We start from the raw sequence: 23269 nt of genomic DNA, 5'->3' as shown, positions 1-23269 counted from the left end.
AACGGTGGATCAGCCCCACAAGGGGGCACGACGGTGATGAGGTGGTGGCGTGCGAGAGAATGGCGGCATGGAGATGCCGAGGAACGAACGGTCGCCGGAGAACCCCCAAATCCTCGTCCTGGGTCAGGACGGGATGACGCTCGGCGGTGGCGGCGGGAACGAGGACTCCCGTGAGACCCCGGTGACGGAGCAGGTGGAACAGCCGGCCAAGGTCATGCGGATCGGCAGCATGATCAAGCAGCTCCTGGAGGAGGTGCGGGCGGCTCCCCTCGACGAGGCCAGCCGGGTGCGGCTGAAGGAGATCCACGCCAGCTCGGTGAAGGAGCTGGAGGACGGCCTGGCCCCCGAGCTGGTCGAGGAACTGGAACGGCTCTCCCTGCCGTTCACCGACGACGCCACCCCGAGCGACGCGGAACTGCGGATCGCGCAGGCACAGTTGGTGGGCTGGCTGGAGGGCCTCTTCCACGGGATCCAGACGACGCTGTTCGCCCAGCAGATGGCCGCGCGGGCGCAGCTGGAGCAGATGCGCCGCGCGCTCCCGCCCGGCGTGACCGGCCACGAGGGCGGTGACGACCACCACACGGGCGGCCGTTCGGGCGGGCCGTACCTGTAAGGCCCCACCGCCCCGACTCGGCCAGACACACGAAGGGCCCGGCGGACGACCGCCGGGCCCGACCTATGCCCCGGACCGCCGGGGGCGGCTCACTGCGGCGGGTTGCCCGTCGACACTCTCAGCTCGATGGTGCCCACGTCATCCTGGTCGACGTCGGTGCCCTGTTCGGGGAACTGGTTGAGGACGGTCCCGTCACCCCAGGTGTTGTCGTCCTCGTGGACGATGTTCCACTTCCAGCCCGCGGCCTGGAGGCACTGCTTCACGGAGCCGATGTCCTTGTACCGGAAGTCGGGCAGCTCGATCTTGTCCGGGTCGCTGTAGGACTCCTGCGGATCGGTGCACTTGGACTTGTCGATCCTGCGGTTGGTGTCCGGGGGGCGGTAGCCCGCCCGGTGGGACGCGGACGCGGACGCGGAAGCGCTCGATCCGCCGCTGCCGCCCTTGGTGTCCTCGCCGGTGTTCCTCAGCGTGAGCGCGACGATCAGGCCGACGGCCACGACGGCCGCCACCGCGACCGAACCGACGACCACCGGTCGCTTGTTCCGGCCGCCGCCGGGCCGGCCGGCCTGCTGCGGCGCCGTCGTGTACGGCGGCGGGGTCGGGGCGGCGCCCTGCGGGCCGTAGCCCACGGCTGGCGTCTGGTAGCCGCCCTGCTGCGGGTAGCCGTAAGCCGGGGCGGGCGTCGGGTGGCCGTACGGGTTCGGGACCGGTGCCGGAGCCGGCTGGTACGGCGTCTGCACCTGCCCGTGCGGCGCCGGAGTCACCTGGTCGACGGGCGGGAACACCGCCGAGCCGACACCCGAGCCGCTCTGCGTCGGACCGGCGCCCGGCACGATGCTCGGCGGGGCCGCCTGGAAGGAGGCCGCGACCCGCAGGCACTCGTCGCGCATGGACTCGGCGGTCGGGAAGCGCTCGTTCGGGTTCTTCTTCAGCGCGCGGGCGACCAGCGCGTCCACGGCGGGCGGCAGCGCGCGGTTGACCGAGGAGGGCGCCACCGGCTCCTCCTGCACATGCGCGTACGCGATGGCCAGCGGGGAGTCCGCGTCGAACGGCAGCCGCCCGGTGACCAGCTGGAACAGCATGATGCCGACCGAGTACAGGTCGGAGCGGGCGTCCACGCCGCGGCCGAGGGCCTGCTCGGGCGAGAGGTACTGCGGGGTGCCGACGACCATGCCGGTCTGGGTCATCGAGGTGACGCCGGACTGCATGGCGCGGGCGATGCCGAAGTCCATGACCTTGACCACGCCCCGCTTGGTCACCATCACGTTGCCCGGCTTGATGTCGCGGTGGACCAGCCCCTTCTCGTGGCTGATCTCCAGGGCCGCGAGCACATCGGCGGTGACCTTCAGCGCCTTGTCGGCGGGCATCGCGCCGTACTGCCGGATGTCCTCCTCCAGCACGGAGCCCAGCGGCCGGCCCTCGACGTACTCCATGACGATGTACGGCGTCGCCGTGCCGTGCAAGTCGTCCTCGCCCGTGTCGAAGACGGAGACGATGTTGGTGTGCGTGAGCTTGGCCACGGCCTGCGCCTCGCGGCGGAAGCGCTCACGGAAGGCCTGTTCCCGGCCGAGTTCGGTGTGGAGGGTCTTGATGGCGACCTGACGGTCCAGCACGGCGTCGTACGCGAGGTGCACGGAGGCCATGCCGCCCTCGCCCAGCAAGTCGCGCAGCTGGTAACGGCCCCCGGCCAGCGCCTGCCCCGCGTACCGGCCGTGTGCGCCGTCCTGGCTCATCTCTCCGCGTCCCCCACCGGCCGTGCGACGCCGTCAGCCGGCGAGCAGGCCTTGATCGAATGTGTCATTCCCGGCCAAGTCTGCCCGAGGGCACTGACACGTCAAGCTCGGTGCCCGTTCCGTGACCGTACGCGCAAGAAGCGTCGCGCAAGCGTTACAGGGGGTGGACGACCGGCACACGGAATTTGCACGACAGCGCGTGCTAGAGGTTTCATGGCCGGTCCGTCTCGGGACGGTCCCGGTTGCCGTTCCGAACCGGTGGCCCCCGCGGAGGCTGTAGCGTGGCGGACGGAGACCGTAACAACACCGCGCGCACCGCGGGCAGAAACGACGGCGAGGACTGATGGCACAGACGCAGCGCTCTCAGGGCCCGTCCGACCCCGAGGCGACTGGCGGCGGCATGTCAGACGCGCCGGAGATGTGGGGCAACGGCGGGCTCGTCGGCGACGGCCGGTACCGGCTCACGCACCGGCTGGGCCGGGGCGGCATGGCCGAGGTGTTCGCGGCCGAGGACGTCCGCCTGGGCCGCACGGTCGCGGTCAAGCTGCTCCGCGCGGACCTGGCCGAGGACCCGGTCTCCAAGGCCCGTTTCACCCGCGAGGCACAGTCGGTCGCCGGCCTCAACCACCACGCGATCGTCGCCGTGTACGACTCCGGCGAGGACACGGTGGGCGGCCAGTCCGTGCCGTACATCGTCATGGAGCTGGTCGAGGGCCGCACCATCCGCGACCTGCTGATGAACGCCGAGGCACCGGGCCCCGAGCAGGCCCTGATCATCGTCTCCGGGGTGCTGGAGGCGCTCGCCTACTCGCATCAGCATGGCATCGTCCACCGTGACATCAAGCCGGCGAATGTCATCATCACCCACAGTGGTGCCGTCAAGGTGATGGACTTCGGCATCGCCCGCGCCCTGCACGGCGCGTCGACGACGATGACGCAGACCGGCATGGTCATGGGCACACCGCAGTACCTCTCCCCGGAGCAGGCGCTCGGCAAGGCCGTCGACCACCGCTCCGACCTGTACGCAACCGGCTGCCTGCTGTACGAACTCCTCGCGCTGCGGCCCCCGTTCACCGGCGAGACCCCGCTGTCGGTGGTCTACCAGCACGTCCAGGACATGCCGGTGCCGCCGTCGCAGGTCTCCGACGGGACCTGCCCGCCGGAGCTGGACGGCCTGGTCATGCGCTCCCTCGCCAAGGAGCCCGACGACCGGTTCCAGACGGCCGAGGAGATGCGCGGGCTGGTCCAGTACGGCCTCCAGATGCTGTACGACCAGGGCGGGCACACCGGCACCTGGAACACCGGCCCGGTGGAGACGCACGACGGCCGGCAGACCCCGGCGGGCGGCTTCGCCGGGACGACCGTCATGCCGCACCCGGCGGACGCCTCGGGCACCGCGCAGATCCCGCAGCCGATCCTGCCCGCGGGCTACGGCAACGGCGACGACGGCGGCTTCGAGGGGCACGGCAACAAGGGCAGCGGACGCGGCAAGCTGTGGCTCCTCGCCGTGTTCGCGGTCATCGCGATCGCGGCGGGCGTGGCGCTGGCGCTGAAGGGCGCGGGCGGCAGCGGCGGCAACGACACCGACATCCAGCCGTCGAAGACGCACTCCAAGAGCACGAAGCACGAGTCGCCATCACCGACCCCGTCCGACGAGACGACCGACCAGCCCTCGGACCCGGAGACGAACACCGGCTCGGACACCGGCACCGGCTCCGGCTGGCCGCCGGCGACCACGCCGTCGTACACCCCGTCGAAGACGGCCAGTTCCACCCCGAGCACCGAGCCGTCGGACCCGCAGACCTCGCAGTCGCAGCCCACGGACCCGACGAACGGCGGCACGGACGCGGGCACCGACACCGGTGGCACGGACGCCGGAACCGGCGACGGCGGCACGGACGCGGGCACCGGCGACGCCGGCACCACCGAGGGCACCACGACGGACGGCAGCACCGGCACCACCACCGGTTGAAGGACACCCACGGCGGCCGGGACGGCGTCCCCTTGAGGTGACGCCACCCGCCTGCCGCACGGGGCTCATTGCACGAACGCGTCGCACACCGCGTCGTACTCGCGGGTCCACCACACCGCGAGGGCCGACGCGGCCGGGAACTGGGTGTCCGCGCGCGTGTCGCCGCGCTCGTAGTGCCAGCGCAGCATCCAGAAGTCGTTCAGCCGCTCCCACCACACCCGGTGCACGGCCGCCGCCAGCTCCGAGGGCGTGGCGCCGGCCGCACGCCGGTACGCGCGCGCGTAGGCACGCACTTTCGGCAGGTCCAGCGTCCCGCCGGGTGCCACGAAGAAGATCACGGCGGCGCGTACGGCCTCCTCCGCGCGCGGCTGCACACCGAGCCGGTCCCAGTCCACGATGGCGGCCGGGGCGTCGTCCTTGTAGAGCAGGTTGAACGGGTGGAAGTCGCCGTGCACCCAGCCCACCGAGCCGCCCCGCGGCGGGCGCCGGTCCGCGTGCTGTTCCAGGAGCGCGCGGCGCTCCAGCAGCCGGTGCCGGGCGAGTTCGTCGAAGGCGTCGGCGGGGCGGTGCCGGCGCACATGGGCGAGCAGGTCGTCGATGAGGGCGACGGTGTCGGCCGGGTCGGCGCTCTCCACCGGGTGGGGGCTCGTCGCCGGGCGCGTGCGCCCCTTCGGGGGCATCACGCGCTCCAGACAGGCGTGCACGGCGCCCAGAAGCGCCCCCAGCCGCGCGCTCTCCCCGCGGGTGAGCTGGCCGCCGTGCCGGTGCCTGCCGTCGATCCAGGGATGCAGCGCGTAGGCGTGGCCGCCGACGACGGCGACCGTGCGGCCCTCGCGGTGCGCGAGCGGTACGGCGACCGGGACGCCCAGGTCGGCCAGGCGCTGGGTGGCCCGGTGCCGGCGCTCGATGGCGGCCGGGTCGGCGGTGTCCGGGTCGAAGTGGTGCTTGAGGAAGTAGCGGCCGCGCGTGGTGCACAGCCGGTAGCCGCGGTTGAGCAGGCCCTGGTCGACCGGCTCACAGGTGAGGGCGGTACCCGCGGCGTACAGGCGGAGCAGGGCGCCCAAGGGGAGTGCGGGGGGCACGGGGGGTGGTACACATGAGCGCGGCACGCGCCAGATGCTAGGGCACGCACAGCCCCTGTGAGCTGGGGCTTGTCACAGGCAGTCGCCGACGGTCGCTTTCGGTCACACGGCGGGCTTTTCCGTCTGCGTGCGGGTCACGGCCGAGGTCTCCTCCACGTGTGGACGAGCGTGTCATCCGTATGCAGTAGAAATACCCCGACTTTTCCGTCTTCGTGTGCGAGGCCGGTCTCACATGAAACTCTTCCCGTGACCTGGGTGCGCGGGATAACGTGCGGGTGCTCCGGACTGCCGCAAGGCTGTGACCAGCGCGCTTTCACACCACCTCGATTTACTTGGAAATCCAAGCAAAATCGCAGGTCAAACGGGGTTTCACAGAAATGTGGGGCACTGGGTAACGTGATGGTTGCAGGGCGCTCGCCGGGGCACCTGTCACGCCTGTTCCCGGCCGAGTGGCACCCACCCCGTGCCCGGTGGTCGAAACAGGTGAGCCGCACTGGCCTACCGGCAACCCCGGGGGCCGGAACGACGGAGGAGCACACGTGACCGTGGAGAGCAGTGCCGCGCGCAAGCCGCGACGCACCGCCGCAGGCAAGGCCGGCACCACCGGCGGCAAGACCGGCACCACCGGCGCCGCGACCGGAGCCACCGGCACCAAGCGCAGCACCCGTACCACCCGCAGCACCGTCAAGAAGAGCACCGACCCCGAACTCGTGCAGCTCCTGACGCCGGAGGGCAAGCGGGTCAAGAACGCCGAGTACGACGCCTACGTCGCCGGCATCACCCCCGAAGAGTTGCGCGGCCTGTACCGCGACATGGTGCTCACCCGCCGCTTCGACGCCGAGGCCACCGCCCTGCAACGCCAGGGCGAACTGGGTCTGTGGGCCTCCCTGCTGGGCCAGGAGGCCGCCCAGATCGGCTCCGGCCGGGCCACCCGCGAGGACGACTACGTCTTCCCGACCTACCGCGAGCACGGTGTCGCCTGGTGCCGCGGCGTCGACCCGACCAACCTGCTCGGCATGTTCCGCGGTGTGAACAACGGCGGCTGGGACCCGAACAGCAACAACTTCCACCTGTACACGATCGTCATCGGCTCCCAGACCCTCCACGCCACCGGCTACGCGATGGGCGTGGCCAAGGACGGCGCGGACTCGGCGGTCATCGCCTACTTCGGCGACGGCGCCTCCAGCCAGGGCGACGTCGCCGAGTCGTTCACCTTCTCCGCGGTCTACAACGCCCCCGTGGTGTTCTTCTGCCAGAACAACCAGTGGGCGATCTCCGAGCCGACCGAGCGCCAGACCCGCGTCCCGCTCTACCAGCGCGCGCAGGGCTACGGCTTCCCCGGCGTCCGCGTCGACGGCAACGACGTCCTGGCCTGCCTCGCGGTCACCAAGTGGGCGCTGGAGCGCGCCCGCAACGGAGAGGGCCCGACCCTGGTCGAGGCGTACACCTACCGCATGGGCGCCCACACCACCTCCGACGACCCCACCCGCTACCGGGGCGACGAGGAGCGGCTGGCCTGGGAGGCGAAGGACCCGATCCTGCGCCTTCGCCGGTATCTGGAGGCCTCAAACCACGCGGACGAGGGATTCTTCGCGGAACTCGAGGCCGAGTCCGAGACGTTGGGCAAACGAGTGCGCGAAGCGGTCCGCGCCATGCCCGACCCGGACCACTTCGCCATCTTCGAGAACGTGTACGCGGACGGGCACGCGCTCGTCGACGAGGAGCGCGCCCAGTTCGCCGCCTACCAGGCGTCGTTCGCCGATGAAGGGGGTCACTGACATGGCCGAGAAGATGGCGATGGCCAAGGCCATCAACGAGTCGCTGCGCCGTGCCCTGGACGCCGACCCCAAGGTGCTGATCATGGGCGAGGACGTCGGCAAGCTCGGCGGCGTCTTCCGGGTGACGGACGGTCTCCAGAAGGACTTCGGCGAGAGCCGGGTCATCGACACCCCGCTCGCCGAGTCCGGCATCGTCGGCACCGCGATCGGTCTGGCCCTGCGCGGCTACCGCCCGGTGGTGGAGATCCAGTTCGACGGCTTCGTCTTCCCGGCCTACGACCAGATCGTCACCCAGCTCGCCAAGATGCACGCCCGCTCGCTGGGCAAGGTCAAGCTGCCGGTCGTCGTCCGCATCCCCTACGGCGGCGGCATCGGCGCGGTCGAGCACCACTCGGAGTCCCCGGAAGCGCTGTTCGCGCACGTGGCCGGCCTGAAGATCGTCTCCCCGTCGAACGCGTCGGACGCGTACTGGATGATGCAGCAGGCCATCCAGAGCGACGACCCGGTGATCTACTTCGAGCCCAAGCGGCGCTACTGGGACAAGGCCGAGGTCGACTTCGAGGCGATCCCCGCCCCGCTGCACAAGGCGCGCGTGGTCCGCGAGGGCACCGACCTGACCCTGGCGGCCTACGGCCCCATGGTGAAGCTGTGCCAGGAGGCGGCGGACGCGGCGGCCGAGGAGGGCAAGTCCCTGGAGGTCCTGGACCTGCGCTCGGTCAGCCCCCTCGACTTCGACTCCGTCCAGGCCTCGGTGGAGAAGACCCGCCGCCTGGTCGTGGTGCACGAGGCACCGGTGTTCTTCGGCTCCGGCGCGGAGATCGCCGCGCGGATCACCGAGCGCTGCTTCTACCACCTGGAGGCACCGGTCCTGCGGGTCGGCGGCTACCACGCCCCGTATCCGCCGGCGCGCCTGGAAGAGGCGTACCTGCCGGACCTGGACCGCGTGCTCGACGCCGTCGACCGCTCGCTGGCGTACTGAGGAGAGGGTCGTGACGACGATGACGGAAGCGTCCGTACGCGAGTTCAAGATGCCCGACGTGGGCGAGGGGCTCACCGAGGCCGAGATCCTCAAGTGGTATGTCCAGCCGGGCGACACGGTGACGGACGGCCAGGTGGTCTGCGAGGTGGAGACGGCGAAGGCGGCCGTCGAACTGCCCATCCCCTACGACGGAGTGGTTCGCGAACTGCACTTCCCCGAGGGCACCACGGTGGACGTGGGCACGCCCATCATCGCGGTGGCCCTGGCCGGCGGTGCCGCGCCGGAGGCGCCCGCCGAGCAGCCGACGGCGGCACCCGCCCATGCGCAGGCCGCACCCGCCCAGCCGGAGGACGAGCCGAAGCCGGAGGGCCGCCAGCCGGTCCTCGTCGGGTACGGGGTGGCGACCTCCTCCACCAAGCGCCGCCCGCGCAAGGGCCCCGAGGTCACCGTCCCGGCGCAGGCGATCCAGGCGGAGCTGAACGGCCACGGCGGCGCGGTCACCGACAAGACCCGCCCGCTGGCCAAGCCCCCGGTGCGCAAGCTGGCCAAGGACCTGGGTGTCGACCTGGCCGCGATCACCCCGTCCGGCCCGGACGGCATCATCACCCGTGAGGACGTCCACGCGGCGGCCACGCCCCGGACGGCCGAGGCCGCCGAGCCGGTCACGGCGGCGCCCGCCGCGCCCGTGGCCCCGGCGCCCGTGGCGTCGTACGACACCGCGCGCGAGACCCGTATCCCGGTCAAGGGCGTCCGCAAGGCGACCGCGCAGGCGATGGTCGGCTCGGCGTTCACCGCGCCGCACGTCACCGAGTTCGTGACGGTGGACGTGACCCGCACGATGAAGCTGGTCGAGGAGCTGAAGCAGGACAAGGAGATGCAGGGCCTGCGGGTCAACCCGCTCCTGCTGATCGCCAAGGCCCTGCTGGTCGCCATCAAGCGCAACCCGGACATCAACGCGTCCTGGGACGAGGCCAACCAGGAGATCGTGCGCAAGCACTACGTCAACCTGGGCATCGCGGCGGCCACGCCCCGCGGCCTGATCGTCCCGAACATCAAGGACGCGCAGGACAAGACGCTCCCGCAGCTGGCTCAGGCGCTGGGCGAGCTGGTGGCGACGGCCCGCGAGGGCAAGACCTCCCCCGCGGCGATGCAGGGCGGCACGGTGACCATCACCAACGTCGGCGTCTTCGGCGTCGACACGGGCACCCCGATCCTCAACCCGGGCGAGTCGGCGATCCTCGCGGTCGGCGCGATCAAGCTCCAGCCCTGGGTCCACAAGGGCAAGGTGAAGCCGCGTCAGGTCACCACCCTGGCGCTGAGCTTCGACCACCGCCTGGTCGACGGTGAACTGGGCTCCAAGGTCCTGGCGGACGTCGCGGCGGTCCTGGAGCAGCCGAAGCGGCTGATCACCTGGGCCTGACCGCCCCGGCAACGCGCCGGAGCACGGCGAAGGGCCCGCCGCACGGGATGCGGCGGGCCCTTGTCACCGGTGCGTCAGCCGAGCTTGGCGAAGCCGTAGGTGAGGAGCTTCTTCGCGTCCGTCTCGCGCTGGGTGATGGAGGAGGAGGCGAGGACGGTGCCGATGACGGTCTTGCCGTTCCGGGTCGCGGCGAAGACCAGGCAGTACTTGGCCTCCGGGCCGGAACCGGTCTTGACGCCGATGGTGCCGCTGTAGCTGCTGAGAAGCCCGTTGGTGTTCTTCCACGGGTTCATCGTGCGGGTGCTGCCCGTCTTGGTGATCGTCTTCGCGGTGTACGACTTCGTCTTGACGATCGTGCGGAACGTGGAGTTCTTCATCGCGCTGCTGGCGATCTTCGTCAGGTCGCGCGGCGTCGAGTAGTTCGAGCCGTTGCCGATGCCGTCGAACGAGTCGAAGTGGGTGTTCTTCAGACCCAGGTTCTTGGCGGCGGTGTTCATCTTGCCGATGAAGGACTTCACCCGGGCGGCCCGCGTGGAGCCGGAGCCGTACTTGTCGGCGAGCGCGTAGGCGGCGTCGCAGCCGGACGGCAGCATCAGGCCGTACAGCAGCTGGCGCACCGTCACCTTGTCGCCGACGATCAGGTGAGCCTGAGAGGCGTTGTTCTTGACGATGTAGTCGCTGTACGCCTTCTGGATCGTGACCTTGGCGTCGAGGTTCAGGTTCGACTGCGCGAGCACGACCTTGGCGGTCATGATCTTGGTGGTGGAGCCGGTGGAGCGCCTGGTGTCCGCCGCCTTGGTGTACAGCGTCGTGGCGTTCGCGTTGTTCATCACGTAGCCGCCCTTGGCCACGATCGAAGGCGCGGTGACGGCCTGTGCGGGCGCCGCGGTGAGGGCACCGGTCGCGAGCAGCGCGCCGGACGTGACGGCGACGGCGGCGGCTCTGCGGAGGCGGATGCCCTGGATGCCGGTAATCAAAGTGATGTACCTCGAATGTCTTGAATGCCCCTGGAGTGCGGCCGAGTTGAGGTGGCAAGCGAGAGAGGGCCGCATGTGTGTGACACGTAAGTAGCACAGAAGGTTGTGCGGTCGCTGCGAGAGGCCTTCGTCACGTCCGCATGATGGACGGTCCTGCCCTTGCGTACGTGTTGTATCTATGCTGTCGGCATGAACACGGCCGTCGAGCAGCCCGCCCCGCAGTCCCTCAAGCCGCCACCCGCCGCCGACCGCGTGTACACCCACGTCAAGCAGGGTGTGCTCGACCGCCGCTACGAGGGCGGCACCCTGCTCACCGAGGGCGAGCTGGCCGAGGCCGTCGGGGTCTCCCGCACGCCCGTCCGGGAGGCGCTGCTGCGGCTGGAGGCCGAGGGCCTCATCCGGCTCTACCCGAAGAAGGGGGCCCTGGTCCTGCCGGTCTCCGCGCAGGAGATCGCCGACGTGGTGGAGACCCGGCTGCTGGTCGAGGAGCACGCGGCCCGCAAGGCCGTACCCGCGCCGCCGGGCCTGCTGGAGCGGCTGGCCGAGCTGCTGGAGCAGCAGAAGGCGCAGGCCGCCGCCGGTGACCTGGCCGCCGCCGCGGTCACCGACCGCTGCTTCCACGCCGAGATCGTGCGCAGCGGGGGCAACGAGATCCTCTCCCGGCTCTACGACCAGCTGCGCGACCGGCAGTTGCGGATGGGTGTCGCCGTCATGCACTCCCACCCCGACCGGATCGCCAAGACGCTCGCCGAGCACGAGGAGATCCTGGACGCGCTGCGCGCCGGCGACGCGGAGGCGGCCGTCGGGATCGTGCACCGGCATGTGAGCTGGTTCTCGCACCTGGCACGGGGTGAGGTCCGATGAGCCTCCCCGGGCGCAACGCCACCCTTCCGGGCGATCCGCCGGGCGGGCGCCGGGCCGTCGCCGTGTGGTCCATAGGCGTGGCCGTCTACTTCGTCGCCGTCATCTTCCGTACGTCGCTGGGGGTGGCCGGCCTCGACGCGGCCGACCGTTTCCACGTGGGCGCCTCCGCGCTCTCCACGTTCTCCATCCTCCAGCTGCTGGTCTACGCGGGCATGCAGATACCCGTCGGCCTGCTCGTGGACCGCCTCGGCACCAAGAAGGTGCTGAGCATCGGGGCGGTGCTCTTCACGGCCGGACAGCTGGGCTTCGCCTTCTCCCCCTCGTACGGCACCGCGCTCGCCTCCCGGGCGCTGCTGGGCTGCGGCGACGCGATGACCTTCATCAGCGTGCTGCGGCTCGGCACCCGCTGGTTCCCGGCCCGGCGCGGACCGCTGGTCGCGCAGCTCGCGGGCCTGGTCGGCATGGCGGGCAACCTGGTCTCCACCCTGGTCCTGTCCCGGCTGCTGCACGGCATCGGCTGGACCCCGGCGTTCGCGGGCAGCGCGCTGGCGGGCGTGGTCGTCCTCGTGCTCGCCCTGCTGTTCCTGAAGGACCACCCCGAGGGGCAGGAGCCGGAGCCGTCCTCGCACCAGGGCGCGGCCTACGTCCGCCGGCAGATCGCCGCGTCCTGGCGGGAGCCGGGCACCCGCCTGGGGATGTGGGTGCACTTCACCACCCAGTTCCCGGCGATGGTGTTCCTGCTGCTGTGGGGCCTGCCGTTCCTGGTCGAGGCGCAGGGGCTCAGCCGGGCCACGGCCGGTGAACTGCTCACTCTCGTCGTGCTGTCCAACATGGTGATCGGTCTGGTCTACGGCCAGATCGTCGCCCGGCACCACGCGGCGCGACTGCCGCTGGCGCTGGGCACGGTGACCGCCACCGCGCTGCTGTGGGCGGCGACCCTGGCCTACCCCGGGGAGCACGCGCCGATGTGGCTGCTGCTGGTGCTGTGCGCGGTGCTCGGCGCGTGCGGACCGGCGTCGATGCTCGGCTTCGACTTCGCCCGGCCTGCCAACCCGCCCGAGCGACAGGGCACCGCGTCCGGCATCACCAACATGGGCGGTTTCGTCGCCTCCATGACGACGCTGTTCGCGATCGGCGTGCTGCTGGACGCGACCGGGGACGACTACACCGTGGCGTTCAGCGCCGTGTTCGTGCTCCAGGCGCTCGGGGTCGGTCAGATCCTGCGGTTGCGGGGGCGGGCGGCCCGGCGGGAGCGGGAGCGGTTGGTGGCGAGCCGGGTGGAGACGGTGCACGTGCCTGCGGCCTGAGCCGATCTGCTTCGCCGCCCACGCGCCACCCGTTTCCAGTCGGTTGGAAGGTCGGACGACCCGTGGAGCTGCTCGCCGTCGGCGCTTTCCGCCGGGCGCGTCGCTACGGCGTCACCGTGAAGTGGCGCAGGATCGCCGCCGCCAGGTCCTGGTCGCCCTCCGTCTTCACCCGGTCCGCCACCGCCTCGGGGCTCACCCGGCCGCAGGCCAGGCGGACGTAGGTCTCCCAGTCGAGGGTGAGGGTGGCGGCCGGGCCGAGGGCGGGCGCGGTCTCCACGGTGCCGCGGCCGTGGATGTCGACGCGGACCGTGCGCAGGAACTCGACCGGGCCGTGCACGTCGAACACGATCGCCGAGCTGCGCGGGGCGTTCGCGTCGTGCGCGACGACCTTGGGCAGCGCCTCCAGCAGGACGTCCCGGGTGACGTACGCGCCCGGCGAGTCCAGGTTGCCGGGGCGGCCGAGGGCCGTGCGCAGGTCCTGCTCGTGGACCCACACGTCGAACGCCCGGGCTCGGTAGGCCTGTTCCAGGGTGATCTCCGTGCCCAGCGGCCCGCGCACCTTGGTGCCGGGGTCACGGGACTCGCCCCGCAGCTGGCGGTTGCGGCGGATGACCGTGTACTCCAGCTCGGCCGTCATCTCCGGCGCCGTGTGGTGGCGGCGGACGTCGACCTGCATCTCCATGTAGCGCTGGTGCTCGGTGGTGACGTGGAACAGGTCGCGCGGCAGGGAGTGGATGGGGCGCGGGTCGCCCAGCATCTCGCAGTCCAGGCCGATGACATGGGACACGATGTCCCGCACCGACCAGCCGGGACAGGGTGTCCGCCGGTTCCACTCGCCCTCGACGAGCGACTGCACCATCTCGGATATCGCTTCGATGGAGTGGGTCCAGGCATCGGCGTAGGGCTGGAGGGTGGGATGCAGACTCACGGAACGGGACCCCTCGGCGGTCGGTACACGGGCAGGTTGTGGCGGCATGGCCAGCGGGCGGCGGCTGCACTTCGGCGGGTGTCTTGAGAGGCTAAGTTACGCTGCTGAAAGGCACCCCGGCAGTGCTTTCGTGTGACGATCGTAGGCCCGTGTGGACGACTCGAATGCCAGGACGGTGGTAGTGTGCGCGCCTCGCTGATCCAGATCGCCGTGGACGAGGACGAACCGGTCGACTCCCGGCGGCAGCGCGTGGCCGCGCTGGTGCGGGAGCAGAGCGGGGCCGACCTCGTCGTCCTGCCCGAACTGTGGACCACCGGCGCCTTCGCCTTCGAGGAGTTCGGCCGTGCGGCCGAGCCGCTCGAAGGACCGACGTACGAGGCGATGGCCAAGGCGGCGAGCGACGCGGGCGTGTGGCTGCACGCCGGTTCCCTTCCCGAACGGGCGGCATCCGACAGCGGCTCCGCCGCGGGGGACGGCCCCCTCTACAACACGTCTCTCATCTTCTCCCCCTCCGGTGAGCTGGCCGCGGCCTACCGCAAGATCCACCGCTTCGGCTTCGACAAGGGCGAGGCGGTGCTGATGGGCGCGGGCCGGGACCTCGTGACGGTCCGGCTGCCCGGGACCACGCTCGGCCTGGCCACCTGCTACGACCTCCGTTTCCCCGAACTCTTCCGCGGACTCGTCGACGCCGGCGCCGAGACGCTGGTGATCCCGGCGGGCTGGCCCGAGCGGCGACGCGCGCACTGGACGCTGCTGGCTCAGGCGCGGGCGGTGGAGAACCAGGCGTTCGTGCTCGCCTGTGGAACGGCCGGGACCCACGCCGGAGTTCCGCAGGCGGGTCACTCGATCGTGGTGGATCCGTGGGGCGAGGTGCTCGCCGAGGCCGGCTCCGCAGAAGAGGTCCTCACGGTCGACCTGGACCCGGCGAAGGTGGCGGCGACCCGCGAACAGTTCCCGGCGCTCAAGGACCGGGTGCTGGGCCTGGAACCACCCCGGCGCCGGCTCTAGTCCCCGTCAGTCCTCCTCCCCCTCCTTCTCGGCGAGGTGGATCACGCACACCGCCACGGCGATGAGCAGCGCCGGGTCGGCGTCCTCCCGTACGACGTCCACGCCGTACGTGTCGCGGACGCTGAGCCAGCGACGGGAGATCACCGCGAGGAGTTCGCCGTCGTACTCGACGGCGAACTCGCGGTCCAGGATCTTCCCGCTGACGTCGAGTTCGGTGCCGTCCACCAGGGAGACCCGGTAGTGGTTGCGCAGCAGGGACAGCCGCTTGCGCCTGATCCTGGCCAGGGGCTCGCCGTCGCGTTCGATCACCATGGTGTCGCGCAGGGCGAACATCTTCTGGTGGATGTCGATCAGGACCCGCCCCTCGGTGTCCTTCAGCTCGAAGGTGTCCCGCAGGCGCATCGCCTTGCCGTCGACGAGGAACACCTTCCGGCCCTGTTCGTCCTCGATCCACCAGTCGTCACCGATGCCGAGGATCCGGTCGCGCACGAGGAATCTCATACGGCTCATGCTTCCCCGGCGCGGGTCGATCGTCACGAAGCCGCTCCAGCGGCCGGGGTAGGACGGGTGAGGGGCGCGGGTACGGTCCCGAACCGCCTGCGGTACTCCGACGGGCTCAGCCCGGTCTCCCGCCGCAGCCGGGCCCGCAGATTGGCCGCCGTGCCCAGGCCGCTGCGCGCCGCCACGACGTCCAGCCGCTCCTCGCCCCGCTCGATCAGCCGGCACGCCAGCGCCACGCGCTCCCCGGTGAGCCAGGCCAGCGGGGTCGTACCCAGCTGGCTGCGGAATCGGCGGTGGAGCGTGGCGGGACTGACCGCCGCGCGGGACGCCAGATCGGCCACCGTCAACGGTTCGCCCAGCCGTTGCTGAGCCCAGGCCAGCAGCGGGCCGAGCGACTCGTCGGGCACCTCGGGCACCGGCCGCTCCACGAACTGCCGCTGCCCGCCGTCCCGGTGCGCGGCGAAGACGAGCCGCCGGGAGACGTGGTTGGCGATCTCGGCGCCGTGGTCGCGGCGCACGAGATGCAGGCCCAGGTCGAGGGCGGAGGCGCTGCCGGAGGCGGTGAGGATGTCACCGTCGTCCACGAAGAGCACGTCCGGTTCCAGGAGCACCTCGGGGAAGCGGGACCGGAAGGCCTTTGCCCACATCCAGTGACAGGCCGCCCGGCGCCCGGCCAGCAGCCCGGCCTCCGCGATCGTGAACGCGCCCGAGCAGAAGCCGACGAGGCGGGCGCCACGCGCGTGTGCCCGCCGTACGACGTCCAGGACGCGCTCCGCGCGCGGGACCTCGGTGTCCGGGCGGTTCGGCACGATCAGCGTGTCGGCCTCCTCGGCGGCCTCCAGCCCGGCGACTCCGCCGAGCGTGAAGAAGCCGTCCCGCATCCGGGTGTGCGGCTCGGCCGCGCACAGCCGGAAGTCGTACAGGTCCCGCCCCAGCTCGGGCCGTGGCAGCCCGAAGATCTCGATGGCACAGCCCATCTCGAAGGGGTTGGAGTTCTCGTCGACCACCAGCACGACACGGTGAGAGGATTCTTGCGGCATATGCGATTCCTAGCACTCGTGCGGCGTCCCCGACACCCGCACGATGGGCACATGGAACCGATCTCCCTGGACGCGGCCCTCGCCTCCTTCTCCGAGCAGTGGAGCCCCCGCATCGTCACCGCCGTCAACGACTACGACGTGCGCGTGGCGAAGGTGGAGGGCGAACACGTCTGGCACGCGCACGAACACACCGACGAGTTCTTCCTCGTCCTCGCCGGCGAACTGCACATCGGCCTGCGCGAGCCGGCCGGCGAGCGCACGGTGGTGCTGCCCAAGGGCTCGGTGTTCACCGTCCCGCGCGGCACCGAACACAAGCCGCACGCGCCCGTGCCCACCGAGATCCTGGTCTTCGAGCCCACCGGGACGCTGAGCGTCGGGGACCGGCACGAGGACGTTCCCGACCATGTGGACGCGACCACGGGACACGCGCTGTCCTGACCGGGCGCCGGAATCCACCGGGACTTCAGGTGTGCGCGGGGTGAACTTCAGGTACCGCCAAGGCGGTTGACCAACCAACGGGCCCGGCCCCGAGTCGAACGGTGCGGAAGTCAGCGGAAACCAGCTGAACAGTCCGCCCGTTCCTCCCGGAGGCCCACCATGTCCGCTCGCCCCAACCGCCGCAGGCCCGTGCGCGCGCTCGCCCTGGCCGTCGGCACGGCCGCCGCCCTGGCCGTCGGCACGGCCGCCGCCCTGGCCGTGCCGTTCGCCGTGGCCGGCACCGCCTCGGCGGCCACCTCGCCGGCCACCGCCGAGGTCAACCAGTACGACTGGCAGCTCACCTACAAGGCCGCCCCCGGCCAGACCAACAAGGCCACCGTGACGGCGTCGCTCACCGCCGACCGCACGGGCATCATCTACGTGATCGACGACACCGTCACGATCAAGGCGGGCCACGGCTGCGCTCACCCGGACGGCGCGGACCGCACGAAGGTCTCCTGCACGGTCACCAGCCTCGACAGCCAGGACCCGTACGCCGCCCTGATCGTGAACCTCGGCGACCGCAACGACACGGTCGCGTACAAGAACGCCACCGACCAGATCTACTACTACGCCGAGATCTCGCTGGGCACCGGCAACGACAAGGCGACCGACTCCGGCCGCCTCGACGGCGCCTACGTCTCGGGCGACGCGGGCAACGACACCCTGACGGTCGGCAAGGAGGGCCTGGCCTGGGGCGGCGACGGAAACGACACGATCAGCGCGAGCGGCGGCGACAACATCGTGCAGGGCGGCAAGGGCGACGACGTGCTGCGCGGCGGCGCCGGAGCCCAGTACCTGGCCGGAGACGACGGCAAGGACGCGATCACCGGCGGCTGGGGCGACGACACCCTGTACGGCGGCAAGGGCAACGACGTCCTGTACGGCAACAGCGGCAACGACAAGCTGTACGGCAACAGCGGGAACGACAGGCTCTACGGCGGCCCGGGCCGGGACACGCTCTCCGGCGGCCCCGGCCGGAACGTGATCCACCAGGACTGACGGCCGCGCCGGCCACGGGCGAGCCGCACCCGGCCCGGGTTTTCCACAGGCGCCGAAACGGTTGTCGGCGTCAGGTGGCACCCTTGGAGTCATGACCGACTCCGCACCCCGACGCGCCCGAGTACGCGCCCCCGAGCTGATCGGCAAGGGCGGCTGGCTGAACACGGGAGACCAGCAGTACACCCTCGCCGACCTGCGCGGACGCATAGTCGTCCTGGACTTCTGGACCTTCTGCTGCATCAACTGCCTGCACGTCCTGGACGAGCTGCGGGAGCTGGAGGAGAGGCACCGGGACACGCTCGTGGTGATCGGGGTGCACTCGCCGAAGTTCGTGCACGAGGCCGAGCACCAGGCGGTCGTGGACGCCGTGGAGCGTTACGGCGTGGCGCACCCGGTCCTGGACGACCCCGAGCTGGCCACCTGGAAGCAGTACGCGGTGCGTGCCTGGCCGACGCTCGTGGTGATCGACCCCGAGGGGTACGTCGTCGCGCAGCACGCGGGCGAGGGCCACGCGCACGCCATCGAGCGGCTGGTCGAGGAGCTGGAGGCCGAGCACGAGGCGAAGGGCACCCTGCGCCGGGGCGACGGTCCCTACGTGCCGCCGGAGCCCGAGCCGACGACGCTGCGCTTCCCGGGCAAGGCGCTGCTGCTGCCGTCGGGGAACTTCCTGGTCAGCGACACCACCCGGCATCAGCTGGTGGAGCTGGCCGAGGACGCCGAGACCGTCGTACGGCGCCTCGGCTCCGGCACGCGCGGGTTCGCCGACGGCGGCCCGCGGGAGGCGTCCTTCAACGAGCCGCAGGGCCTCGCGCTCCTCGACGACGGCTCGGTGGTGGTCGCCGACACCGTCAACCACGCCCTGCGCCGTCTGGACCTGGCCACCGGCGAGGCGACCACCCTGGCGGGCACCGGGAAGCAGTGGTGGCAGGGCTCGGCGACGTCAGGTCCGGCCCGCGAGGTGGACCTCTCCTCCCCGTGGGACGTGGCGGTCTTCGGCGGCAAGGTGTGGATCGCGATGGCGGGTGTCCACCAGCTGTGGACGTACGACCCGGCCGCGCGCACGGTCGCCGTCGCGGCGGGCACCACCAACGAGGGCCTGGTGGACGGGCCCGTCGCCGAGGCCTGGTTCGCCCAGCCCTCCGGCCTCGCGGCCACAGCCGACCGGCTGTGGCTCGCCGACTCCGAGACGAGCGCCCTGCGCTGGGTGGACCTCGACGGACAGGTGCACACCGCCGTCGGCACCGGCCTGTTCGACTTCGGCCACCGCGACGGCGCCGCCGACCAGGCCCTGCTCCAGCACCCGCTGGGCGTCACCGCCCTGCCGGACGGCTCGGTCGCCGTCTCCGACACCTACAACCACGCCCTGCGCCGCTACGACCCGGCGACCGGCGAGGTCACCACGCTCGCCACCGACCTGCGCGAGCCCAGCGACGCCGTCCTCGTCGGCGGGGACATCGTGGTCGTGGAGTCGGCCCGGCACCGGCTGACCCGGCTGCGGCTGCCGGAGGAGGCGGTGCGCGTGGAGTCGGTCGCCCACCGCACCCAGCGCGCCGCGACCGAGGTCGCTCCCGGCCGGCTGCGCCTGGACGTGATCTTCCAGGCCCCCGCGGGCCAGAAGCTCGACACGCGCTACGGCCCCTCGACCCGGCTGCTGGTCTCCGCCACCCCGCCCGAGCTGCTGCTCAAGGGCGAGGGAGCGGACACCGACCTGTCCCGCGAACTGGAACTGAACCCGTCCGTGCCGGAGGGCGTCCTGCACGTCTCCGCGATGGCCGCGTCCTGTGACGACGATCCCGCCAACGAGTACCCCGCCTGCCATGTCCACCAGCAGGACTGGGGCGTCCCGCTCCGCCTCACGGAGAGCGGGGCGGACCGCCTGCCGCTCGTCCTGGCGGGCATGGACGAGCAGGAGGCGGCGCCTCAGACGCCGTAGCCGTCGCTGTAGCCGTCGACGCGGTGGTGGCGCGGTTCGTCCTCCACCACCGGGGTCGTCGGCGGTACCACCACGCGGCGGCGGCGGGCTATTCCGCTGAACGTCGCCACGCCGATCAGGCCCACGGCCATCAGGATCAGGCCGACGACAGTGAGGTTGACGCCCTGCATGTGCCAGTCGGTCGCGAACGTCAGGATGGCCCCCACGGCGATGAGGATGATGCATCCGCCGAGACCCATGAGACCTCGCCTCCCCTTCTGGTTCCGGAATCTCCGGTGCCGTCCGGGTACCCGGCGAGGTCCGGACTAGCCCTCCAGGAAGGCGGCCAGGGCGTTCGCCAGCAGGAACGGGTCGTCGGCGCCGCAGAGTTCACGCACGCTGTGCATGGAGAGGATCGCCACGCCGATGTCGACCGTGCGGATGCCGTGCCGGGCCGCGGTGATGGGGCCGATGGTGGTGCCGCACGGCATGGAGTTGTTGGAGACGAAGCTCTGGAAGGGGACGTTCGCCTTCTCGCAGGCCGCGGCGAACACCGCGCGGCCCGAACCGTCCGTGGCGTAGCGGTTGTTGACGTTGACCTTGAGGATCGGGCCGCCGTTGACCCGCGGGTGGTGCGTGGGGTCGTGCCGCTCCGCGTAGTTGGGGTGGACCGCGTGACCCGTGTCGGAGGACAGGCAGACCGTGCCGGCGAACGCGCGGGCCCGGTCCTCGAACGACCCGCCGCGCGCGAACACCGAGCGCTCCAGGACGGTTCCGAGCAGCGGGCCGTCCGCGCCGGTGTCCGACTGGGAGCCGTTCTCCTCGTGGTCGAAGGCGGCCAGCACCGGGATGCGGGTGAGCGGGGCGCCGGAGGTCGCGGTGGCGGCGAGGGCGGCGACACCGGCGTGCACGGACAGCAGGTTGTCCATGCGCGGACCGGCGACCAGCTCGCGGTCCCGGCCGAGGTAGGCCGGCGCCTCCACCGGATACGTCATCAGGTCCCAGCCGGTCACCGAGCCCGCCGCCAGCCCGGCCTCCTGCTCCAGGAAGGCGATGAGGTCGCCGTCCAGCACATCGCTCCCGAGGCCCCACACCGGCTGGAGGTGCCGCTGCTTGTCGAGCTTGAGCCCCTCGGAGCTGACCGAACGGTCCAGGTGGATGGCGAGCTGCGGCACCCGCAGCAGCGGCCGGTCCACGTCGACCAGGACCGAGGAGCCGTCGCGCAGGCTCAGCCGTCCGGCCAGCCCCAGGTCCCGGTCCAGCCAGGAGTTCAGCAGCGGGCCGCCGTAGATCTCCACGGCGACCTGGCGCCATCCGTGCGCCCCGCTGTCCGGGCGCGGCTTGACCCTGAGGTTCGGGGAGTCGGTGTGCGCGCCGATGATGTGGAAGGGGGTGTGCGGCTCGGCGCCCTCGGGCACGTACCAGGCCACGATCGCGCCGCCGCGCAGCACGTACTTGCCGCCGTACGTCCCGTCCCAGGCGTCCGTCTCCGCCACCTGCCGGAAACCCGCCTTCTCCAGCCGCTCGGCGGTGTTCGCCACGGCGTGGTACGGCGTCGGGCTCGCCGCCAGGAAGGACATCAGGTCGTCGGTGTGGCCGCGGTCGAAGGTGAGAGGTGCGCGCGCGGCGCTCCCTGGAGGGGCGGCGGCGGGTGACGGGCGGGATGGTGCGCTCATGGATTCACCTTAACGACGTGCACGGGCCCGCTCCCGGTAAGGAGCGGGCCCGTGCGAGGAATCGACGAGGACGTCCGGAACGTCCGCGCAGATCGGCTAGAACGCGGCCTCGTCCAGCTCCATCAGGTCCAGCTCGACGCCCGCGGCGACCTCGCGGGCGAACGTGACGCCCGGCAGGACGTTCGCCGCGAAGAACTTCGCCGCGGCGATCTTGCCGGTGTAGAACGCCCTGTCCTTCGCCGAGGCCGTGGCCAGCTTCTCGGCGGCGATCGCGGCGCCCTTCAGGAGCAGGTAGCCGACGACGACGTCACCGGAGGCCATGAGCAGCCGGGTGGTGTTGAGGCCGACCTTGTAGATGTTCTTGGTGTCCTGCTCGGTGGCGGCGAGGTCGGTCAGCATCAGGCCGACGATCGCCTCCAGCTCCACGGCCGCCTTGGCCAGGTGCTCACGGGCGCCGGCCAGCTCCTCGCCGCCGGTGCCGAGCGCCAGGAACTTCTTGATGTCCTCGGCGAGGGAGTTCAGCGCGGCGCCCTGGTTGCGGACGATCTTCCGGAAGAAGAAGTCCTGGCCCTGGATCGCCGTGGTGCCCTCGTACAGGGTGTCGATCTTGGAGTCCCGGATGTACTGCTCGATCGGGTACTCCTGGAGGAAGCCGGAGCCGCCGAAGGTCTGGAGCGACTGGGCGAGCTGCTCGTAGCCCTTCTCGGAGCCGTAGCCCTTGACGATGGGCAGCAGCAGGTCGTTCAGCGCGTGCTCGGCGGAGGCGTCCTCGCCGTTCGCCTCCTTGATCTGGATCGCGTCCTGGACGGAGGCGGTGTAGAGGACGAGGGCGCGCATGCCCTCGGCGTACGCCTTCTGCGTGATCAGCGAGCGGCGCACGTCGGGGTGGTGGGTGATGGTGACCTTGGGCGCGGTCTTGTCCATGAAGTTGGCCAGGTCCGGGCCCTGGACGCGCTCCTTGGCGTACTCCAGCGCGTTCAGGTAGCCGGTGGACAGCGTGGAGATCGCCTTCGTGCCGACCATCATGCGGGCGAACTCGATGATGCGGAACATCTGGCGGATGCCGTCGTGCTTGTCGCCGATCAGCCAGCCCTTGGCGGGGTGCTTGTCGCCGAAGGTCATCTCGCACGTGTTGGAGGCCTTCAGGCCCATCTTGTGCTCGACGTTGGTGGCGTAGACGCCGTTGCGCTCGCCCAGCTCGCCGGTCTCGAAGTCGAAGAGGTACTTCGGGACGAGGAAGAGGGACAGGCCCTTGGTGCCGGGGCCGGCGCCCTCGGGACGCGCGAGCACGTAGTGGAGGATGTTCTCCGACATGTCGTGCTCACCGGAGGTGATGAAGCGCTTCACGCCCTCGATGTGCCAGGAGCCGTCCTCCTGCTGGACCGCCTTGGTGCGGCCGGCGCCGACGTCCGAGCCCGCGTCGGGCTCCGTGAGGACCATGGTGGAGCCCCACTGCTTCTCGACGGCGATCCTGGCGATGTGCTTCTGGACCTCGTTGCCCTCCTCGAAGAGGATGCCGGCGAACGCGGGGCCGGAGGAGTACATCCACACGGCCGGGTTGGCGCCCAGGATCAGCTCGGCGTAGGCCCAGATCAGGGAGCGCGGCGAGGTGGTGCCGCCGATCTCCTCGGGCAGGCCGAGCCGCCAGTACTCGGAGTCCATGAAGGCCTGGTAGCTCTTCTTGAAGGACGCCGGGACCGGCGCGGTGTTGGTCTCCGGGTCGAAGACCGGCGGGTTGCGGTCGGCGTCGGCGAAGGACTCGGCCAGCTCGTTCTCGGAGAGGCGGGTCAGCTCCTCCAGGACGCTCTTGGCGGTCTCGACGTCCATCTCCTCGAAGGGGCCGGTGCCGTACACCTTGTCGCGCCCCAGTACTTCGAAGAGGTTGAACTCGATGTCGCGGAGATTCGGCTTGTAGTGCCCCATGGCGACGGCTCCGTAGAGAGATCGGCGAGGCACTTGCTCCTCGCACCTAGTTCACGTACCAACAAGTAGCTCCGATG

20 protein-coding genes are annotated in these 23269 nt (G+C 71.1%); 11 read left to right on the top strand and 9 right to left on the bottom strand.

Translation table 11 applies throughout. From position 1 onward, the window contains the following. Positions 1-67: 67 nt before the first annotated feature. Positions 68-613 carry a bacterial proteasome activator family protein gene (locus ACZ4WH_RS08550; RefSeq protein ID WP_468177989.1) on the top strand — a complete coding sequence of 182 codons (546 nt, stop codon included), beginning with the start codon at positions 68-70 and terminating at the stop codon, positions 611-613. An 89-nt stretch (positions 614-702) separates the two neighbouring features. Here the strand turns inward: ACZ4WH_RS08550 and ACZ4WH_RS08545 are convergent, their stop codons facing one another. Next, positions 703-2346, bottom strand: coding sequence for a Stk1 family PASTA domain-containing Ser/Thr kinase (locus tag ACZ4WH_RS08545; protein WP_468177987.1), 1644 nt, complete (start codon positions 2344-2346; stop codon positions 703-705). A gap of 343 nt (positions 2347-2689) precedes the next feature. On the opposite strand from ACZ4WH_RS08545, the gene ACZ4WH_RS08540 reads away from it, so the two are divergent. Next, entirely contained in the window at positions 2690-4318 is a 1629-nt protein-coding gene (locus ACZ4WH_RS08540; RefSeq protein ID WP_468177985.1) for a protein kinase domain-containing protein, read from the top strand. A 65-nt stretch (positions 4319-4383) separates the two neighbouring features. Here the strand turns inward: ACZ4WH_RS08540 and ACZ4WH_RS08535 are convergent, their stop codons facing one another. Beyond that, positions 4384-5400, bottom strand: coding sequence for a phosphotransferase (locus tag ACZ4WH_RS08535; protein WP_468177983.1), 1017 nt, complete (start codon positions 5398-5400; stop codon positions 4384-4386). A gap of 539 nt (positions 5401-5939) precedes the next feature. Between ACZ4WH_RS08535 and pdhA the strand changes: the two genes are divergently transcribed. From pdhA to ACZ4WH_RS08520, 3 genes are read left to right on the top strand one after another with little or no spacing between them, the layout of a single operon-like run. Beyond that, on the top strand, positions 5940-7178 hold the full coding sequence (gene pdhA, locus ACZ4WH_RS08530; protein ID WP_468177981.1) for a pyruvate dehydrogenase (acetyl-transferring) E1 component subunit alpha: 1239 nt from the start codon (positions 5940-5942) through the stop codon (positions 7176-7178). A 1-nt stretch (position 7179) separates the two neighbouring features. Continuing rightward, positions 7180-8157, top strand: coding sequence for an alpha-ketoacid dehydrogenase subunit beta (locus tag ACZ4WH_RS08525; RefSeq protein ID WP_468177979.1), 978 nt, complete (start codon positions 7180-7182; stop codon positions 8155-8157). 10 nt (positions 8158-8167) lie between these two features. Next, positions 8168-9577 (top strand): dihydrolipoamide acetyltransferase family protein, encoded by a 1410-nt coding sequence (locus ACZ4WH_RS08520; RefSeq protein ID WP_468177977.1) that lies wholly within the window; start codon positions 8168-8170, stop codon positions 9575-9577. Between the two features lie 74 nt (positions 9578-9651). On the opposite strand, the gene ACZ4WH_RS08515 is transcribed toward ACZ4WH_RS08520, so the two are convergent. Continuing rightward, a complete protein-coding gene (locus ACZ4WH_RS08515) occupies positions 9652-10554 on the bottom strand; it encodes a D-alanyl-D-alanine carboxypeptidase family protein (protein WP_468177975.1) in 903 nt (300 codons plus the stop codon). Between the two features lie 189 nt (positions 10555-10743). Here ACZ4WH_RS08515 and ACZ4WH_RS08510 point away from each other — a divergent pair, with 189 nt between their 5' ends. Together ACZ4WH_RS08510 and ACZ4WH_RS08505 are read left to right on the top strand one after the other, a co-directional pair. Next, complete coding sequence (locus tag ACZ4WH_RS08510; RefSeq protein ID WP_468177973.1) at positions 10744-11418, top strand: GntR family transcriptional regulator; 675 nt, start codon at positions 10744-10746, stop codon at positions 11416-11418. Next, positions 11415-12725: an MFS transporter gene (locus ACZ4WH_RS08505; RefSeq protein ID WP_468177971.1), complete on the top strand. Its 1311-nt coding sequence runs from the start codon at positions 11415-11417 to the stop codon at positions 12723-12725. Before ACZ4WH_RS08510 ends, ACZ4WH_RS08505 begins: the two co-directional genes overlap by 4 nt. A gap of 103 nt (positions 12726-12828) precedes the next feature. On the opposite strand, the gene ACZ4WH_RS08500 is transcribed toward ACZ4WH_RS08505, so the two are convergent. Beyond that, positions 12829-13653 carry a maleylpyruvate isomerase family mycothiol-dependent enzyme gene (locus tag ACZ4WH_RS08500; RefSeq protein ID WP_468177969.1) on the bottom strand — a complete coding sequence of 275 codons (825 nt, stop codon included), beginning with the start codon at positions 13651-13653 and terminating at the stop codon, positions 12829-12831. Positions 13654-13836: 183 nt separating this feature from the next. Here ACZ4WH_RS08500 and ACZ4WH_RS08495 point away from each other — a divergent pair, with 183 nt between their 5' ends. Then, positions 13837-14661 (top strand): carbon-nitrogen family hydrolase, encoded by an 825-nt coding sequence (locus ACZ4WH_RS08495; protein ID WP_468177967.1) that lies wholly within the window; start codon positions 13837-13839, stop codon positions 14659-14661. A gap of 6 nt (positions 14662-14667) precedes the next feature. On the opposite strand, the gene ACZ4WH_RS08490 is transcribed toward ACZ4WH_RS08495, so the two are convergent. Together ACZ4WH_RS08490 and ACZ4WH_RS08485 are read right to left on the bottom strand one after the other, a co-directional pair. Beyond that, positions 14668-15162 (bottom strand): LURP-one-related/scramblase family protein, encoded by a 495-nt coding sequence (locus ACZ4WH_RS08490; protein WP_468177964.1) that lies wholly within the window; start codon positions 15160-15162, stop codon positions 14668-14670. A gap of 32 nt (positions 15163-15194) precedes the next feature. Beyond that, positions 15195-16202, bottom strand: coding sequence for a helix-turn-helix domain-containing protein (locus tag ACZ4WH_RS08485; protein WP_468177962.1), 1008 nt, complete (start codon positions 16200-16202; stop codon positions 15195-15197). A 51-nt stretch (positions 16203-16253) separates the two neighbouring features. Here ACZ4WH_RS08485 and ACZ4WH_RS08480 point away from each other — a divergent pair, with 51 nt between their 5' ends. The 3 genes from ACZ4WH_RS08480 (at position 16254) to ACZ4WH_RS08470 (ending at position 19614) form a co-directional block, all read left to right on the top strand. Beyond that, complete coding sequence (locus ACZ4WH_RS08480; RefSeq protein WP_468177960.1) at positions 16254-16640, top strand: cupin domain-containing protein; 387 nt, start codon at positions 16254-16256, stop codon at positions 16638-16640. Between the two features lie 159 nt (positions 16641-16799). Beyond that, a complete protein-coding gene (locus tag ACZ4WH_RS08475) occupies positions 16800-17681 on the top strand; it encodes a calcium-binding protein (RefSeq protein ID WP_468177958.1) in 882 nt (293 codons plus the stop codon). A 91-nt stretch (positions 17682-17772) separates the two neighbouring features. Beyond that, on the top strand, positions 17773-19614 hold the full coding sequence (locus tag ACZ4WH_RS08470) for a thioredoxin-like domain-containing protein (protein WP_468177956.1): 1842 nt from the start codon (positions 17773-17775) through the stop codon (positions 19612-19614). Here ACZ4WH_RS08470 and ACZ4WH_RS08465 read toward each other — a convergent pair. The 3 genes from ACZ4WH_RS08465 to ACZ4WH_RS08455 all read right to left on the bottom strand — a co-directional run bounded on the left by ACZ4WH_RS08465 (position 19602) and on the right by ACZ4WH_RS08455 (position 23192). Beyond that, positions 19602-19853 carry a DUF6458 family protein gene (locus tag ACZ4WH_RS08465; RefSeq protein WP_468177954.1) on the bottom strand — a complete coding sequence of 84 codons (252 nt, stop codon included), beginning with the start codon at positions 19851-19853 and terminating at the stop codon, positions 19602-19604. The genes ACZ4WH_RS08470 and ACZ4WH_RS08465 overlap by 13 nt on opposite strands. Before the next feature lie 66 nt (positions 19854-19919). After that, a complete protein-coding gene (locus tag ACZ4WH_RS08460; RefSeq protein ID WP_468177953.1) occupies positions 19920-21269 on the bottom strand; it encodes a M18 family aminopeptidase in 1350 nt (449 codons plus the stop codon). A gap of 96 nt (positions 21270-21365) precedes the next feature. Beyond that, entirely contained in the window at positions 21366-23192 is a 1827-nt protein-coding gene (locus ACZ4WH_RS08455) for an acyl-CoA dehydrogenase (protein ID WP_468178303.1), read from the bottom strand. Positions 23193-23269 lie beyond the last annotated feature (77 nt).

The organism is Streptomyces sp. NPDC029138 (assembly GCF_055564375.1).
Note: the sequence above shows the minus strand (reverse complement) of the source record. Positions and strands in the feature narration are given on the sequence as shown.